Origin of the sequence: Streptomyces sp. NBC_00271 (assembly GCF_036178845.1) — a bacterium.
Taxonomy (GTDB): domain Bacteria; phylum Actinomycetota; class Actinomycetes; order Streptomycetales; family Streptomycetaceae; genus Streptomyces.
Window position 1 is genome coordinate 8,902,501 of sequence record NZ_CP108070.1, and the last position, 13,791, is coordinate 8,916,291.

Genomic DNA, 13,791 nt, shown 5'->3' on the forward strand with positions numbered 1-13,791 from the left:
GTGGGTGATGAGGCAGCTCCGGGGCAACGTCACAGGCTGCGTCGTGAGATGCAGCCCTGCTGCCACATCACCCGCCCACCTGTAACGCGCAACAAGTACCGCTGACTAATCATCGACGAACGTGACCGTCTCGTCGAGCAGTGCTCGGCCTGTACGGTTGTAGGGCACTGCGATGTCTTCGAATCCGATCGACATACCGCAGAAGAGGATGAGGTCGTCCGGGGGTGACAGGACCTCCGCTACGGTCTTGCGATAGACCGACCACGCCATCTGCGGGCAGCTGTGCAGGCCTTCGGCGCGGAGCAGCAGCATCACGGTCTGCAGATACATGCCGACGTCGGACCACTGGGGCCGGCCCAGACCTCGGTCGATGTAGCAGAACAGGGCGGCGGGCGCGCCGAAGCATTTCCAGTTCGCGGAAGCGGCCCTCTGGCGGGCCTCCCAGTCCTCGTGCGCGATGCCGAGTGCGCTGTAGCGCTCCGCACCGAAGGCGGATCGGCGCTCCCGGTACGGGGACTTCAGTGTCGGCGGGTACATCTCGTATTCCCGCTCGTCCCAGGGATCGCACGCGGTCACGCGTCCGTCGGCGAGCTCCTTGAGTTTGCCCAGTGGTCGGCCGGTCAGCACGTAGACGTGCCAGGGCTGGAGGTTAGACCCGGACGGCGCCCAAGCCGCAGCGGAGAGCACCCGCTCCAATACCTCCCTCGGGACGGGCCGGTCGATGAATCCACGTACGGCTCGTCGGCTCGTGACTGCCTCGTAGACGTCCAAGATCACCCGCCTCCCTCATCTGCTCTACATGCCTTCCACCTTGCCAGTCGGAGGACTATAGAACGTAACAATATGCGCAAAATGCTATATACGGCACTACTGTCGAGACGCGTCCCGCACAGTCGGCCACGGGGAAGCGCACTGCTCGGCGCTGCGATCGCCGTGAGCTGTGACTCCCGCTCGCCTCGTGTCATCGAACGCCGGCACGAAGATATCGACACCGGTCCCTCCCGGCTCGCCGACTTCCTGGTCCGCAACCAGGCAGACGACCCCGGAACCTGCGCCGACGCCGTGCTCACCGACCTGCTCCCACCTGGCGACGCCACCGACGACACGGCCCTGGTCATGGTGCGCCTGAGAACCCGGCCCGCTACTTCCGTGTGCTCGGTCAGATCCCGCGGACCACAGCGAAGTCGCCGCCGTTCCTCGCCCTGCGGCAGTCGAGAACAGCGCCCCCTCCATCCCGGTGTCGGTCGATTCCCCGCCCGAGGCATGTGTCCGGCTCCAGCTCTTCCGGCCGGTGCGGAAAGGGAGGTCAGTGACCTGGCGCGGCCGGTTGATCTGGTGGTGAGCTGCTCGCTGGAAGGTGATCTTCCGCCCACAGGAACAGAACGGCCAGAGGGATGAGGAAGGTCTTGCCGTGCGGGGAGAGTGCGTAACGGGTTCGCGATGACGGCCCGGGCCGGACGTCCTGGGCGACCAGATCGATCACGGTCAGTTCCTGGAGCCGCTGGGCGAGCATGCGGTTGCTGATGCCGGGGAGGCGCTCGCGAATCTGTGCGAAGTCGGCCGGGCCTTTGGCCAGAGCCATGAGGATCAGGCCGTTCCAACGTCTGCTGAGCAGGGCGAAGGCCCGAGTGATGGCCGGAGAGGCATCGGTCGACTGTGGATGCTCGGTCCGGCGGGCCGGCTGAGGGTGTTGTGGGACAGGCATGGTGTGTATCCGTTCCGGTACGGCGCGAGCCATCGCGGTTCAACACCTCGCGCGGTACTCGGTGGTCGTAGTCGTACTCGTGTCAGGAGTCAGCCCGTGTGTCTGCCGGGCCGCGCCCTCGGTGTGCTGCTAGCGCGCGTTGACAGCCAGGACCGCGATCTGCCCCGGCCAGGAACATGGCGCCAGAGGCGACGAAGGTCAGGGAGCAGCCGCGCGTCAGCGCCTCATTCGTCTTCGACACTGGGCCGAAGTTGCCGGCGACCCGGGCCTGATTGCGCACATGAAGCGATCGGCATCAGTCGTCGCCGTCATGGCGACGGGCGTGGGCGTGACGCCGAACCGACAACGCGGTGCCGGACCCCGGCAAGGTCGGGAGCAATTCCCCGGAAGCCGGCACACCGGTCTTCTTGCCGCGGGGTTCCCTGATGACCCAGTGGCCGAACATGACTGCCGTGAGCCCGCAGACGCTCCACAGGGCGAGGACGGCCAGGTGGCCGGCGTCGGCGTTGCCGTCGAAGTATGTGGTGTCGCGAAGCAGACTGGCTCCGGCGCCCGGGGGCAGCCACTGGCCGACGTAGTCCACGCCCTTGGGAAGCATCTCAGGAGCGGAGGTGGCGCCGGAGAAGGCGTTTCCGACGAAGACCATGAGCGCGGCGCTGAGCCCGAGGCCCGCCGGCCCGAGGAGTCGGATCACGCCGGCAGTGGTGCCGCTGATGGAGAGCAGGTCGAGCGACAGGATCGCCCACGTGGCCACGTGATTGTGGGGCAGTGCCCCGAGGAAACCCTGGGCCACGAGATAGACGCCGAGGGCCGCGACGGCGCATGCGACGAGAAGTGTCAGTACTCGGTGCCGCGGGCGTGCCAGGCCGCGAGCCATCGTGACAAACGCCCCGATCAGGATGCCGCAGATCGTGAGAGGGAAGACCGCCGAGCTGAACACCACACCCCGGGGGTCATCTGTGGCGACGGGCACCACGTCGATCGCCTTCACGAGGACCTTCACCGAGGAATCAGCACCGGCGGCTCCCTGCAGGGCGGCCTTCGGGCGGGCAGCACCCTGCTGGGCGGCTGTCTGCTTGTGGGCCTTCGCCGGGGAATGTGCACCGTCGGTCTTCTGCTTGGCAGCCTTGTGCTCGGCAGCCTTCTGCAGGGCGGTCATCTGCTGGGTGGCCTTGTCGGCCAACTGCTGTCCGACATCGGTCAGAAGCTGGGCCACGGAGGGGCTGGCGGCGGTGGCCTTCAGCACGGTGACGCTGTGGTCGGCGATGGCGAAGGCGCCGTAGACGTCCCTGTTCTTGATCGCCGACCGCGCGGCCTGCTGGTCGGGGTAGAGGCGGAAGTCGAACGCGCCGGGCTTCTCACGGGTCAGCCCCTCCACCGCGCGCTGGCTGGCCGGCCCCGTGCCCACGATCCCGACCGAGACGTCGCGCGGCGAGATCCGCCCCGCCGGCCAAGCGAACGCCATCACCGCCAGGGTGATCGCTATGGGCAGCGCCACGGCGGCGATGGCTACTTCCCGCCATGCCTGGTGTCCTGACAAGGGGTTTCTCACAGTCCGGCCTCACGAAAAAGAATGGTCGTTTTATTAGGTCCTCAGCTTGGCCTGTCGTACCGGGAAGCGTCAACAGGAATGTTCATTTTCTTTGGTAGGCTGGTCATATGCCCAAGGTCAGCCAGCAGCACATGGACGCCCGTCGCGAGCAGATCCTGGACGCAGCGCGCCGTTGTTTCCTCCGCGACGGGTTCCACTCCACGTCCATGCAGGACCTGTTCGCGGAGGCCGGGCTGTCCTCGGGTGCGGTGTACCGGCACTTCACCAGCAAGGACGAGATGATCCTCGCGATCGCCGAGGAGAACATGCGGGATGTCCTCGACATCACGCTCGCTGTCGCCACGAACCGGCGAGGTCAATCCATGGGGGCGGTCCTGGCGGAACTGCTCGACGTGATTCGCGCCAAGTCCGTCGAGGGGCAAGACGTGGCCGGCCTCGCGGTTCTGGTCTGGGGAGAGGCTATGCGCAACCGCTCGCTGGCGCGCAAGCTCGACCATCTCTTGGGCCGCATACGTGCCAATCTGATCACCCTGGTCCATGACCACCAGGAAAGCGGTGTTTTGCCCACGAACGCGACGGCCGAGGGGATCGCGTCAACGATGCTCTCCATCCTCCCCGGCTATATCCTCCAAGTGGCTCTGCTCAATCCGGCTGTTGTGGCCGAGGTGCCTGACGCAGTGCGGGCGTTGTGGCCGGGGCCGGCCGGTGAGCGCTGAGCGTCCGCACCACTTACAGCGCTGCACGCGCTGGTCTCTGGTGGATGTCCGTGGGCAGAGAGAGATGTCCAGGGCTTGCCGGGAGCGGCCGCGGACCGACTCGGATCAGTGAGCTGTTTGAGCGTTGCCGCTTCAGGGTGCGGACGGCGGTGGAGGCTGACGACATTCGACGCGGGCTCCATCGTGCTCCGCGGAGGAACGGCAGGACTTCAGTCGTACGGCGCCGCGTTCGCCGGGCGCCTCTGCCGCGGACAGCGCGTGGTTGACGGTGTGCTCGGTGGGTGTGAGGCCGCGGCCCGGCGGAAGGTTTCGTCATCCACGAGTCGGCTCCCAGGTACGCGCGGGCGGCGAGGATCAGGGCGTCCTGCCGTTCGCAGATCTGGATGTCTCTGTGGGCGGGGCGTGGTCAGGCTGTGTGTGGCCCGGCAGTGCGGGCCAGATCCACGGGGCAGCCGGCCGTCCGGAGCGGTCACCAGTTGCACGTTCGCGCTGTCGCTCGGACGAGAACGACGCGTTACCTACTTCAACGAGCCTTGCCGCCTGGGGAGTTGTGAGACGGGCGACTCATGACCGGAGGCAATGTACTGGTCGGTCGCTGGTGCACCACCCGGCCGGAAACCGTCTTCGGCCGACCACGACCGGTCGGCGCCACAAGCCGAGCCGGACTACGACTCGATGCCCGGCCGGGGTTGGCCGGGTGCCGGACGACTGCGGTCCGTTCGACTGCTCAACGGGACGGAGGCCGCTGCAGAGCGGCGGAGATGGCTTTCATCCGCTCGTTGAGCGCCATGAGTTCTTCGCGAAGCGCGTTGATACGCGCTTGAAGTTCGGCGGCTTCGGCGGTCGGTGCTACGACTGTGGCCGCCGGGTCGATGCCGTTCTCCCCGGCTTGGGCCATCGTGTGTCCTGCTGCTGGATACGCCGGCAGGCCTCTCGCGGCCTATGCGCCCTGTGCCTGGTCCAGCCGCACGGCACGGATGTCGAGAGTCAGCTTCACCTTGTCGCTGATCAGAACTCCGCCCGTGGCCAGGGCCCTGTTGCCGTCAAGCCCCCAGTCGGAACGCTGCAGGGTGGCCGTGCCCGTGAAGCCGACACGGTTCTGACGGTGAGCGTCCCGGCCCGCTCCGCCGAACCCAAGGTCGAGATGAACGGGCAGTTCGATGTCCTTGATCAGGAGGTATCCCGCCATGCGGAAGTGATCGTGACCGGCATGGAGGATTCCGCCCGAGCGGAAGCTCATGAGAGGGAACGTCGCGGCATCGAGGAAATCCGGGCCGGTGACATGCACGTCCCGTTCCGGATAGCCTGTGTCGACACTGCAGGTTTGGACACTGAGGTAGGCCTCGGACCGAGCGGGACATTTCCCGTCTAGCTTGAGAATCCCCTCGAAGGCGGTGAATTTTCCGCGTACGTTCGTGACCATGCCGTACCGGGCGGAAAAACCGATCGTGCTGTGGACCGGGTCGATAGCGTAGACGCCGGTCAGCCCTGCAAAGGGGGCGCTGCGAAAAATAGTGGTTTCCGTGCGGTTGAACATGGCGAGCCGGTTCCTTCGGGCGTGGATCTCAGATAGGGGCGCATTCTGAGGTGAATCTGCGACCGGACCGGCCCCTGACTGCCGCCAGGGGCCGCTCGCAGGGCCTACCGCTTCTGCCCAAGCCAGTCGGAGAACCGGGTCTCGGTGATATGCGCGTCAGGACCTGGCACGAGCGTGGTCTCCTTCAGCTCGGCACCGGAGTACGGGGCGCTCGGGTCCGTGACGACCGTGCGGGTGTCGTCCTTGTCGGCGAGTATCTGACGGATGAGTTCGTCGAGCTGGAACACGTCCGGGCCGGCGACCTCCACCACGCCGTTGACCGGGGCACCGACCGCAGTGCGGCCGACGGCAGCGGCCACGTCGTCGGAGTAGATGGGCTGGAACTTGACGGGGGCCAGACGCACGGTGTCGCCCTCGGTCGAGATGTCCGCGATCCCGTTCACGAACTCGAAGAACTGAGTGGCGTGGACGATGGAGTACGGGATGTCGGAGGCCTTGATCAGCTCTTCCTGCGCCTGCTTGGCACGGAAGTAGCCGCTCTCCTGAAGACGGTCGGTACCGACCACGGACAGCGCCACGTGGTGCGTCACACCAGCGTCCGTCTCGGCCCGCAGGAGATTGGTGGTCGAGGTGCGGAAGAAGTTCATGACGTCTTCGTCGTCCCAGGACGGGGAGTTGGACACATCGACCACGACCGACGCGTCCTGCAGAGCCTCGGCAAGCCCTTCGCCGGTCAGTGTGTTGACGCCGGTGTTGGGCGAGGCTGCGACCGCCTCGTGCCCGTACTCGTTGAGCTTGCCTATCAGCTTCGAGCCGATGAGCCCGGTTCCGCCGATCACTACGACCTTCATAGCGGTGTCCTTTCGTAGGTATTCACGCTGCGGCGCGCAGCTGCGACGAGTTCTTCGTCGGCGCCGAAAGAATTTTGGTCTGCGTTGAGGAGAGACCGGACAGCAGATCCATTTGTGACAGGGATTCGTAAGAATCGGGAAAATCCCCGGATAGGACCCTCAACGAGACTGTTCAGCCAGTCGTGAAGGGGCGTTATTCGGCGAGCTTTCCGTCGGTCGAGACCTCTGTCATCAGAGAGGAAATCTCGTCGGGAATGGCAGGAATGCTCTCGCGGGTGATACCGGTCGTGGGTGACCACACGAGGTTGACCTGCTGTGCGGGGTCCTGGTGGGGGTAGTCGCTGCGGTTGTGGCAGCCACGGGTCTCGCGACGCTCAAGTGCTGCTTCGAGGGTCGCCCGGGCCGACAGTGCCGCGGACTTGAGATCAAAGGCGTGGGCGAGATCCTGGAAGCCGGCGATGTCCGGGTGCACGCCGACGTCCTCCATCCTCTTCTCGATCGCCGCGAGCTCCGCGATCCCGGCGCGCAGGCCTTCTTCGTCGCGTACGACTCCGGCGTGCTCTGTCATGGTGTCGCGGATGGCACGCTGTAGCGCGCGGACGTTCTCCGGTCCGTCGGCCACCAGCAGATCGTCGATCTCCGCGCGGGCCTCCGCGATGGCCGACGCCGACCGCGGCTGCGCGGTCAGCGACTGCGAGTAGGCGGCCGCCGCCCGGCCCGTGATGCGGCCGAAGACCAGCAGTTCGATGAGACTGTTCCCGCCGAGGCGATTGGCACCGTGCAGGCCGCTCGACGCCTCACCGATGGCGTACAGACCGCGCACGTCGGTGCTGTGGTCCTCGGGACGTACCCACACCCCACCCATCGAATAGTGCGCGGTGGGCGCGATCTCGATCGGATCGCGGGTGATGTCCAGCATCTGCAGATCGAGCAGGGTCTGGTAGACCCGGGGGAGACGCGTCATGATCGTCTGCCGTGGCAGATGGGAGACGTCGAGCCACACTCCGCCCTTCGGCGTTCCACGCCCTTCCTTGATCTCCGTGTAGGAGGCCAAGGCCACCCGGTCGCGGGTCGACAGCTCCATGCGGGCAGGGTCGTAGCGGTTCATGAACCGTTCCCCGAGCGCGTTGCGCAGGATGCCGCCCTCACCGCGCGCGGCCTCGCTGACGAGGGTGCCGGCCGCGTTCTCCGGCTCGATGATCCCGGAGGGATGAAACTGCACCAGTTCGGGGTCACGCAGACGGGCGCCGGCCTCCACGGCCAGACGGAAGGAATCGCCTGTGTTCTCGTCGCGCCGAGAGGACGTTCGCCGCCAGATGCGGGTGTGACCACCAGCGGCAAGGATGACGGCGTCGGCGTGGATCAGGTACCGCGTTCCATGGGTGAGATCGAAGCCGTAGGCACCGAAGACGGCGCCGTCGTGGACCAGAAGCCGGGTGATGTAGACACCGTCGAGCACCGGAACGTTCAGTTGCTCCGCGCGCCGGATAAGCGTGCGCTGGATCTCCAGACCGGTGTAGTCGCCGGCAAACGCCGTCCGCCGGAACTTGTGCGCGCCGAAGAAGCGCTGGGAGATCCGTCCGTCCTCTTCCCGGGCGAAGGCCATGCCGTAGCGTTCCAGGTCGCCGACGCCCTGAGCGGCGCCCTGAGTGACGATCTCCACGGTGCGGGGATCGGCGAGCAGATAACTCTCCTTGAGCGTGTCGGCCGCATGCTGTTGCCAGCTGTCCTCGGGATCCATGGTGCCGAGGGCCGCGTTGATTCCGCCAGCAGCAAGCGCCGTATGCGCGTCCTCCTTGGGGCGCTTGCCGACCGCGAGGACGTCGACACCGGCCTCAGCCAGTTCGATCGCTGCTCGCAGCCCAGCACCTCCGGTTCCGATCACCAGCACCATGGTGGAAATACGTTGTTCGGTGATAGCCACGATCTACTCCGATCGCCGAGGGATTGTCACTCAGTAGGACCAGGACGTCCCGGAATGTGTGACACCGTTCGTGGACGCTCGCGTGGCAGGTGACGTCCACTGACCTCGATCCCATCGACGACCTCGGCGGGCGGGCGTCGGCTGTCACAACCTCGTGGGCTTCGTGGTCATACCTTCAGTCGAACATTGCCTCGGCGAGCTGGCTGACCACTGATCATGTGCGTCGGGCAAAGGAGCGGAAGATGCCGTACGTCATTGCACAGCCTTGCGCCGACGTCGATCGATGACGGAGCTTGCCTCATCGAGCGCCCAGTTGGGCGCAGTAGACGACCAATGCCGAGTACTCCCAGGTGTCCCGAGGCGAACGCCGTGGCGTGCTTGCCCCCACCTGGTCGTGTCGAGACTTCGCACCGTGCTCGATGTCACCTCCATGGCGAAGCACACGTGCAGTGGCTCTTGGCAGGCAAGCTGCGGGGCCATGGGTGGCTGGTGGGGATGGCGTCCCCGGTGAGGGAATGAGGCAGTGCGTGGGAAGGACCGTTCACTCCGGAGGCCGGGCCTTCCGGCCGAACTCCGCTTCCGGCGGTACCCAACGCCTCGACCTCCGCTTGCGTCATGAGCGGGTGGCGTTCGCCAGGATGCGCACGTCCCAGGACCGGTTCGCAGACGCGATCACCGCCTTCGCGGGCACGATGGGCTTCGTGTACGTCCATGCAGTCTGGTTCGCGGTGTGGATCGCCCTCAACCTCAGACTGTTCGGCTCCGTCGCAGTCTTCCACCCCTACCCGTTCGGGCTGCTCACCATGATCGTGAGCCTGGAGGCCATCTTCCTGTCCACATTCGTCATGGTGAGCCAAAATCGCCAGGCCGCACGTGAAGACGTCCGGGCCGATCTGGACTTTGAGACCAATCTTCGCGCCGAGGTCTGGGCGGTGCACATAGGCAAGTCGCTCGGCCTGAATCCGCAGGAGATCGAGCTTCACGTCCAGGAGATCATCCAGCAGAGCAAGAGCGCGATGGAACCCGGGTCCGGGGTTCCGCCGGTGGCCCCGGATGCGCTGTGAATGTGCGGTGACGGGCACGATGCTTCGGGTGCGGACCAACTCGCGGTAACGGGCGTAGCCGAGGTGTGCCTAGAGCGTGACTGGTCTGCGGTGCGGTCGGCCGACCTGGTCGCGGAAGGCTTTGCGGCGTCCACCAGTGCCGGCAACTGGGTGACGCCGTCGCGGTTGCTGCCGGTCAGGACGACCGGCAGCCGCGTGCCGTTCCCGTCGGTGATCAGGTGGCGTTCGTGGCCTGCTCGCTCCCGGCCGACCGGCGACGGGCCGGCTGGTCTCCCCTGTCCGTAGTCGTTGTGTGCCGGCATGAGGCACACAACGACCACGGAATCGACATGCAGCTGGACGGGCGGCCTTCGCTGTTGGCTATGAGACCAGCCTGATACTTGTCGGTGTTCCCCGCATGGCCATCTTCGTGTAAGGGCACAGCGAATCGGCCTTCTCCACGAGTGGGGCGGCGACGGCAAGGTCGATGTCCGGCCACTTGACCTCAAGGTCGACGTGCAACAAGTAGCCGCCGTCTTCCGGGTCCCGTCCAAAAGCCACAGTCGCCTCCACGGAGATCGCTGCGGGGTCGAGCGCGGCCTGCCGTGTGACCAGACTCAGCGCCCCGTGGAAACAGGCGGCAATTCCGGCGGCGAACAACTGCTCGGGGTTCGTCTCCTGGCCGTCCCCTCCCAGTTCTGCGGGCATGCGTAGGTTGAGATCCAGGACTCCGTCGGCGGAGCGTGCCCTTCCCGAGGCCCGCCCGTGACTCGCCATCCCCCCGCTCACCGTCACGGTCGTGGTGTAGATCGGGGCGAAGGTCTCTCCTTCGAAGTCTTTGTCGGTGGACAGATTGGGCGACGGGGTCCACTCGGTCATGGCATGACTCCGTCAGCGGTGCAGTACACGGTCGGGCGCTGAGCCGAAATCGGCACGGGAAGGGTCGTCGCCTTCGGCCTTTTTGCGTCATGCGGCCTCTTTATGCCGAGCCGCCATGCGGTACCAGATTCCGGGCCATGGGCAAAGCCCCACGGACTGGCAATGTCGTATGCCATATTTGGTGCACCTTCGCGTATGGAGGGTTTCCAGATGCGGACAGTGAGTTGACCGACATGTCCGCGCTGTTGTGACAGCCGGAGGTGTGCAGCTCGCTTGGCGAGTGCCACAGCACCGGCCAAGCGAACGGGCCTGTGCCGGGCGTCTTCGGCGGCCGCACCCCGGAGCCCGACCGCACCTGTCCGCCCACGGCGAGGGCACTGCGCCATCAGGCGTTCCGCGCCGACGGATCTCCGTGCAGGTGATCGCCCGGTCGGGCCGTCGACCGCTTCGGCCCAGGCGATCGCGACGGGTTTCCGAGTGAGTGCGGTCGTCGCCCGTCCCTGCCCTGGACCGAGTGCGCGAACCTGGCCCCGACGGTCGTGCGGCATTTGTCCGAGCCAGGCCCATAGTGCACACATATAGTGATTTGTGTCTCACTTCAGGCGTAATACTGGCGAAAGGGCATGTCATGAAGTTCGCAGTCATCGGCGGTACGGGACTGATCGGGTCGCAGGTCGTCAAGAACTTGAACGCCGCTGGACATGAGGCGGTACCGCACTCGCAGTCCACAGGGGTCGACATCATCAGCGGTCAGGGGCTGGACGAGGCGATGGCAGGAGCCGATGTCGTCGTCAACCTGACGAACTCCCCGACCTTCGACGACGCCTCCCTCGCCTTCTTTCAGACCTCGATGGAAAACCTCTTGGCGGCGGCCGACAAGGGCGGCGTCGGTCACTTCGTCATCCTCTCGATCGTCGGCACGGACCAGGTGCCCGAGCTGGACTACTACCGGGCCAAGGCGCTCCAGGAGAAGATCCTCGCGGATGGGCCGATTCCCTACTCGATCGTCCGGGCCACCCAGTTCATGGACTTCATGGACGCGGTTCTGTCCTGGACCGCCGACTCGGACAGCGTCCGGCTGCCGGCCACCCCCATCCAGCCCATCGCTTCCAAGGACGTGGCCGCCGCAGTCGCGGAGGTCGCCGCGGGCGCCCCGCTGAACGGGATCCGCAACATCGCCGGCCCCGAGATCTTCCCCCTGGATGAGCTGGGCCGGGTCACCCTGTCCCACAAGGGCGACCACCGTACGGTCGTCACCGACCCCACCGCCGGTATGTTCGCCGTGGTCAAGGGCGACGTCCTCACCGACAAGAACGCCCACCTCGCCCCCACCCGCTACACCGACTGGATCTCCTGAGGAACTCGCACGCACAGGCGAACAGACCGCAGCTCACAGGCCGCTCTGGAGATGCCGACTTCATTTGTGGACGAGGGACTGAATCCCCTTCGGCTCACGGCCGTTCAGAGCGGTGACCGGGATGGTCCGGCTTCATCGCCGGGGACGCGAGCCGGCACCGCGCAGAGCACGGTTTCCTGGGGTAGAGGCCGGGTGCCCGATTGAGCACTCCTGCTCAGGCGTCGACGCCCTGAGGCTGCTGAAGCCGCGCCGTTCGAGCACTTCCATGTCGCGGGCCCAATGCGCATCCGTAGTCGAGGTTGGCGGCGTGCCCGCCGATCCCGTCCGGCCCTGCCGACTGAGGCAGGTGGTGAACGTCTGCGCGGTCGATGGGGCATCCCAGCACGGAGCTTGGCCGTCGAGGTCGGCCTTGGAGGATGCCCTCGGGCGCATGGTTGAAGCCGGTCATGCTGTCATGGCGCCGGGGCGCCCGATGAGTTGGCGGCGTTCGAAGCGGACTCGGGTGAGGACGAGGGTGGCGAAGTGAATCCTCTGTCGAACCCGGCGCCGGCCGCATCCTGTGGGGACCGGGCCCTGGCGGCGGTCGGGAGCGTATGAGCAGCGTGATGATCGTTCCCAGAGTCGTCGTCAGTCCGCACCAGCCGCAATCCCCCTCGCACTGGTGGAAATGGCGCCAGGGTCTCGTGCGACAGGCCCGCCATGGAGAGCTTCATCCAGGCAATCGCGGCCATGCCGACCGCGTACGGCACCCTTCGCGCGGTTGCGCTCAGTCTTGACCGTTGGCAGCAGCCGGCAGCGGTCAGCGGGACCCACAAAGCAGCGGCTGAGAAGAAGGCCGTCTGCCGCAGTCTCGGCAGCCAGGGGCCTCGGTTCCACGGCAGCACCGCCATAACCCTGGCCATGGCGGTGCCATCCAAGACTCCGTGACACTGCGGCATGCAGTACACGCCCAGTTCGGAACCGGCCTGTGCGCAGGCGGGAGGTCAGTCGGTGGGCCGCGGGGCGCGCAGGTGGGCCCGCTTCTCGAGTTCCTCGTCGTCGACCAGCGTGAGCATCGGCTGGTCCGGCGCACACATCATGAACACGATGTACTTGGCCGGCACGTCCGACGAGGCGTTGCCGTTCTGGTAGTGGATCACCTCACCGCCCGGCTCCCAGAACGTCTCGCCGGCCTTGATCACGTGCTCCGGCTCGCCCTCAAGCTCCCACCGGACCGCTCCTTCGAGGACGTAGCCGAAACACGGCCCCGAGTGGCGGTGCGGAGGAGTCCCGGGGTCACCGGGAGCCCACTCGACGAGGACAGTCATCCCCGAGGCACCCTCGGGAATGAAAGGCGGTTTGATGTCCGCCAACATCTTGGGTCCGAAGCCGTCCTCTGAGTGCATTTCGTGCATTGTGTTACACCTCCGTAGACAGGCCCGGAACGGACGATCTCGCGTCGGCGATCCCGGGCTCACAACAACTTGCTTTACAACGAAGACAGGGCGTGGCCCGCATCTGTGACACGCCGCGAGCCGTCTGCTTTACGCACAGTCAGTCGGCGGTCTCCACAAATCGGCCAGCTGCAACATGGGGAGCGCCGCCCGGCGCACCGTGGCAATCGCGACCAAGCGGTGTCCGCCGTTTTCCCTGACGGCACCCCGGTGGTGCGTGTTGACATGTGTCCACGCCGTGCCGGGCCCCGAAGGAACCGGCTCAGCCGAACATGCCGACCTTGTAGCTGCCGGCTGGCTGCTGGGTGATGATGTTGATGCGGTTGTAGGCGTTGATGATGGCAATGAGGGTCGTCAGCGCGGCGAGTTGGTCCTCATCGAAGTGCTTGGCGGCGTCCGCCCAAGCCTCGTCGGTGACACCACCGGCCGCGTCCGCGACGCGGGTGCCCTGCTCGGCCAGCTCCAGCGCGGCGCGCTCGGCCTCGGTGAAGACCGTCGCCTCCCGCCAAGCGGCGATCAGGTTGAGCCGCACCGAGGTCTCCCCGGCGTGGGTGGCCTCCTTGGTGTGCATGTCGGTACAGAAACCGCAGCCGTTGATCTGGCTGGCGCGGACCTCCACCAGATGCTGAATGGTGGCCGGCAGCGTCGAGTCCGACAGCGCCTTGCTGGCCGAGAAGAAATGCTTAAGCGCCTTGCCCGCGAGGGGATTGCCGTAGTAGTTAAGGCGTGCGTCCATTGGCCCTCCTGGCAGAATTGCTGGTACGCACTACTGACCGGACAGCCCGGCAAGGTGT

14 protein-coding genes are annotated in these 13,791 nt (G+C 66.1%); 3 read left to right on the forward strand and 11 right to left on the reverse strand.

The window, feature by feature from the left end; all coding sequences use genetic code 11:
- Positions 1 to 105 precede the first annotated feature (105 nt).
- From OG798_RS40185 to OG798_RS40200, 3 genes are all read right to left on the reverse strand, one after another.
- On the reverse strand, positions 106 to 771 hold the full coding sequence (locus OG798_RS40185) for a nitroreductase (RefSeq protein ID WP_097224382.1): 666 nt from the start codon (positions 769 to 771) through the stop codon (positions 106 to 108).
- Positions 772 to 1,306: 535 nt separating this feature from the next.
- Positions 1,307 to 1,705, reverse strand: a complete 399-nt coding sequence (locus OG798_RS40195) for a winged helix-turn-helix transcriptional regulator (protein ID WP_267063178.1) — start codon at positions 1,703 to 1,705, stop codon at positions 1,307 to 1,309.
- Positions 1,706 to 2,000: 295 nt separating this feature from the next.
- Positions 2,001 to 3,203: a hypothetical protein gene (locus OG798_RS40200; protein ID WP_328758613.1), complete on the reverse strand. Its 1,203-nt coding sequence runs from the start codon at positions 3,201 to 3,203 to the stop codon at positions 2,001 to 2,003.
- Positions 3,204 to 3,364: 161 nt separating this feature from the next.
- On the opposite strand from OG798_RS40200, the gene OG798_RS40205 reads away from it, so the two are divergent.
- Positions 3,365 to 3,973: a TetR/AcrR family transcriptional regulator gene (locus tag OG798_RS40205; RefSeq protein ID WP_097224379.1), complete on the forward strand. Its 609-nt coding sequence runs from the start codon at positions 3,365 to 3,367 to the stop codon at positions 3,971 to 3,973.
- 727 nt (positions 3,974 to 4,700) lie between these two features.
- Here OG798_RS40205 and OG798_RS40210 read toward each other — a convergent pair.
- The 4 genes from OG798_RS40210 to OG798_RS40225 all read right to left on the reverse strand — a co-directional run bounded on the left by OG798_RS40210 (position 4,701) and on the right by OG798_RS40225 (position 8,255).
- Positions 4,701 to 4,871, reverse strand: coding sequence for a hypothetical protein (locus tag OG798_RS40210; RefSeq protein ID WP_179857031.1), 171 nt, complete (start codon positions 4,869 to 4,871; stop codon positions 4,701 to 4,703).
- A 42-nt stretch (positions 4,872 to 4,913) separates the two neighbouring features.
- Positions 4,914 to 5,510, reverse strand: a complete 597-nt coding sequence (locus OG798_RS40215; protein ID WP_267063180.1) for a YceI family protein — start codon at positions 5,508 to 5,510, stop codon at positions 4,914 to 4,916.
- 104 nt (positions 5,511 to 5,614) lie between these two features.
- Complete coding sequence (locus OG798_RS40220; protein ID WP_328758614.1) at positions 5,615 to 6,361, reverse strand: SDR family oxidoreductase; 747 nt, start codon at positions 6,359 to 6,361, stop codon at positions 5,615 to 5,617.
- A 193-nt stretch (positions 6,362 to 6,554) separates the two neighbouring features.
- A complete protein-coding gene (locus OG798_RS40225) occupies positions 6,555 to 8,255 on the reverse strand; it encodes an L-aspartate oxidase (RefSeq protein ID WP_179857258.1) in 1,701 nt (566 codons plus the stop codon).
- 557 nt (positions 8,256 to 8,812) lie between these two features.
- Between OG798_RS40225 and OG798_RS40230 the strand changes: the two genes are divergently transcribed.
- Positions 8,813 to 9,349, forward strand: a complete 537-nt coding sequence (locus OG798_RS40230; protein WP_328758615.1) for a DUF1003 domain-containing protein — start codon at positions 8,813 to 8,815, stop codon at positions 9,347 to 9,349.
- A 360-nt stretch (positions 9,350 to 9,709) separates the two neighbouring features.
- On the opposite strand, the gene OG798_RS40235 is transcribed toward OG798_RS40230, so the two are convergent.
- Positions 9,710 to 10,207 carry an Ohr family peroxiredoxin gene (locus OG798_RS40235; protein WP_267063182.1) on the reverse strand — a complete coding sequence of 166 codons (498 nt, stop codon included), beginning with the start codon at positions 10,205 to 10,207 and terminating at the stop codon, positions 9,710 to 9,712.
- A gap of 628 nt (positions 10,208 to 10,835) precedes the next feature.
- Here OG798_RS40235 and OG798_RS40240 point away from each other — a divergent pair.
- On the forward strand, positions 10,836 to 11,564 hold the full coding sequence (locus OG798_RS40240) for an SDR family oxidoreductase (RefSeq protein WP_328758616.1): 729 nt from the start codon (positions 10,836 to 10,838) through the stop codon (positions 11,562 to 11,564).
- Between the two features lie 452 nt (positions 11,565 to 12,016).
- Here the strand turns inward: OG798_RS40240 and OG798_RS56685 are convergent, their stop codons facing one another.
- From OG798_RS56685 to OG798_RS40255, 3 genes are all read right to left on the reverse strand, one after another.
- Positions 12,017 to 12,502, reverse strand: a complete 486-nt coding sequence (locus OG798_RS56685; protein ID WP_443054218.1) for a DUF5134 domain-containing protein — start codon at positions 12,500 to 12,502, stop codon at positions 12,017 to 12,019.
- 45 nt (positions 12,503 to 12,547) lie between these two features.
- Entirely contained in the window at positions 12,548 to 12,958 is a 411-nt protein-coding gene (locus OG798_RS40250; RefSeq protein WP_097224370.1) for a cupin domain-containing protein, read from the reverse strand.
- Between the two features lie 301 nt (positions 12,959 to 13,259).
- Positions 13,260 to 13,733, reverse strand: coding sequence for a carboxymuconolactone decarboxylase family protein (locus OG798_RS40255; RefSeq protein ID WP_060895391.1), 474 nt, complete (start codon positions 13,731 to 13,733; stop codon positions 13,260 to 13,262).
- Positions 13,734 to 13,791 lie beyond the last annotated feature (58 nt).

Bases quoted from the DNA above. Each gene is read 5' to 3' on its own strand.
- OG798_RS40195 (WP_267063178.1), bottom strand. From the start codon at position 1,705: ATGCCTGTCCCACAACACCCTCAGCCGGCCCGCCGGACCGAGCATCCA.
- OG798_RS40205 (WP_097224379.1), top strand. From the start codon at position 3,365: ATGCCCAAGGTCAGCCAGCAGCACATGGACGCCCGTCGCGAGCAGATC.
- OG798_RS40210 (WP_179857031.1), bottom strand. From the start codon at position 4,871: ATGGCCCAAGCCGGGGAGAACGGCATCGACCCGGCGGCCACAGTCGTA.
- OG798_RS40215 (WP_267063180.1), bottom strand. From the start codon at position 5,510: ATGTTCAACCGCACGGAAACCACTATTTTTCGCAGCGCCCCCTTTGCA.
- OG798_RS40220 (WP_328758614.1), bottom strand. From the start codon at position 6,361: ATGAAGGTCGTAGTGATCGGCGGAACCGGGCTCATCGGCTCGAAGCTG.
- OG798_RS40225 (WP_179857258.1), bottom strand. From the start codon at position 8,255: ATGGTGCTGGTGATCGGAACCGGAGGTGCTGGGCTGCGAGCAGCGATC.
- OG798_RS40235 (WP_267063182.1), bottom strand. From the start codon at position 10,207: ATGACCGAGTGGACCCCGTCGCCCAATCTGTCCACCGACAAAGACTTC.
- OG798_RS40240 (WP_328758616.1), top strand. From the start codon at position 10,836: ATGAAGTTCGCAGTCATCGGCGGTACGGGACTGATCGGGTCGCAGGTC.
- OG798_RS56685 (WP_443054218.1), bottom strand. From the start codon at position 12,502: ATGCCGCAGTGTCACGGAGTCTTGGATGGCACCGCCATGGCCAGGGTT.
- OG798_RS40250 (WP_097224370.1), bottom strand. From the start codon at position 12,958: ATGCACGAAATGCACTCAGAGGACGGCTTCGGACCCAAGATGTTGGCG.
- OG798_RS40255 (WP_060895391.1), bottom strand. From the start codon at position 13,733: ATGGACGCACGCCTTAACTACTACGGCAATCCCCTCGCGGGCAAGGCG.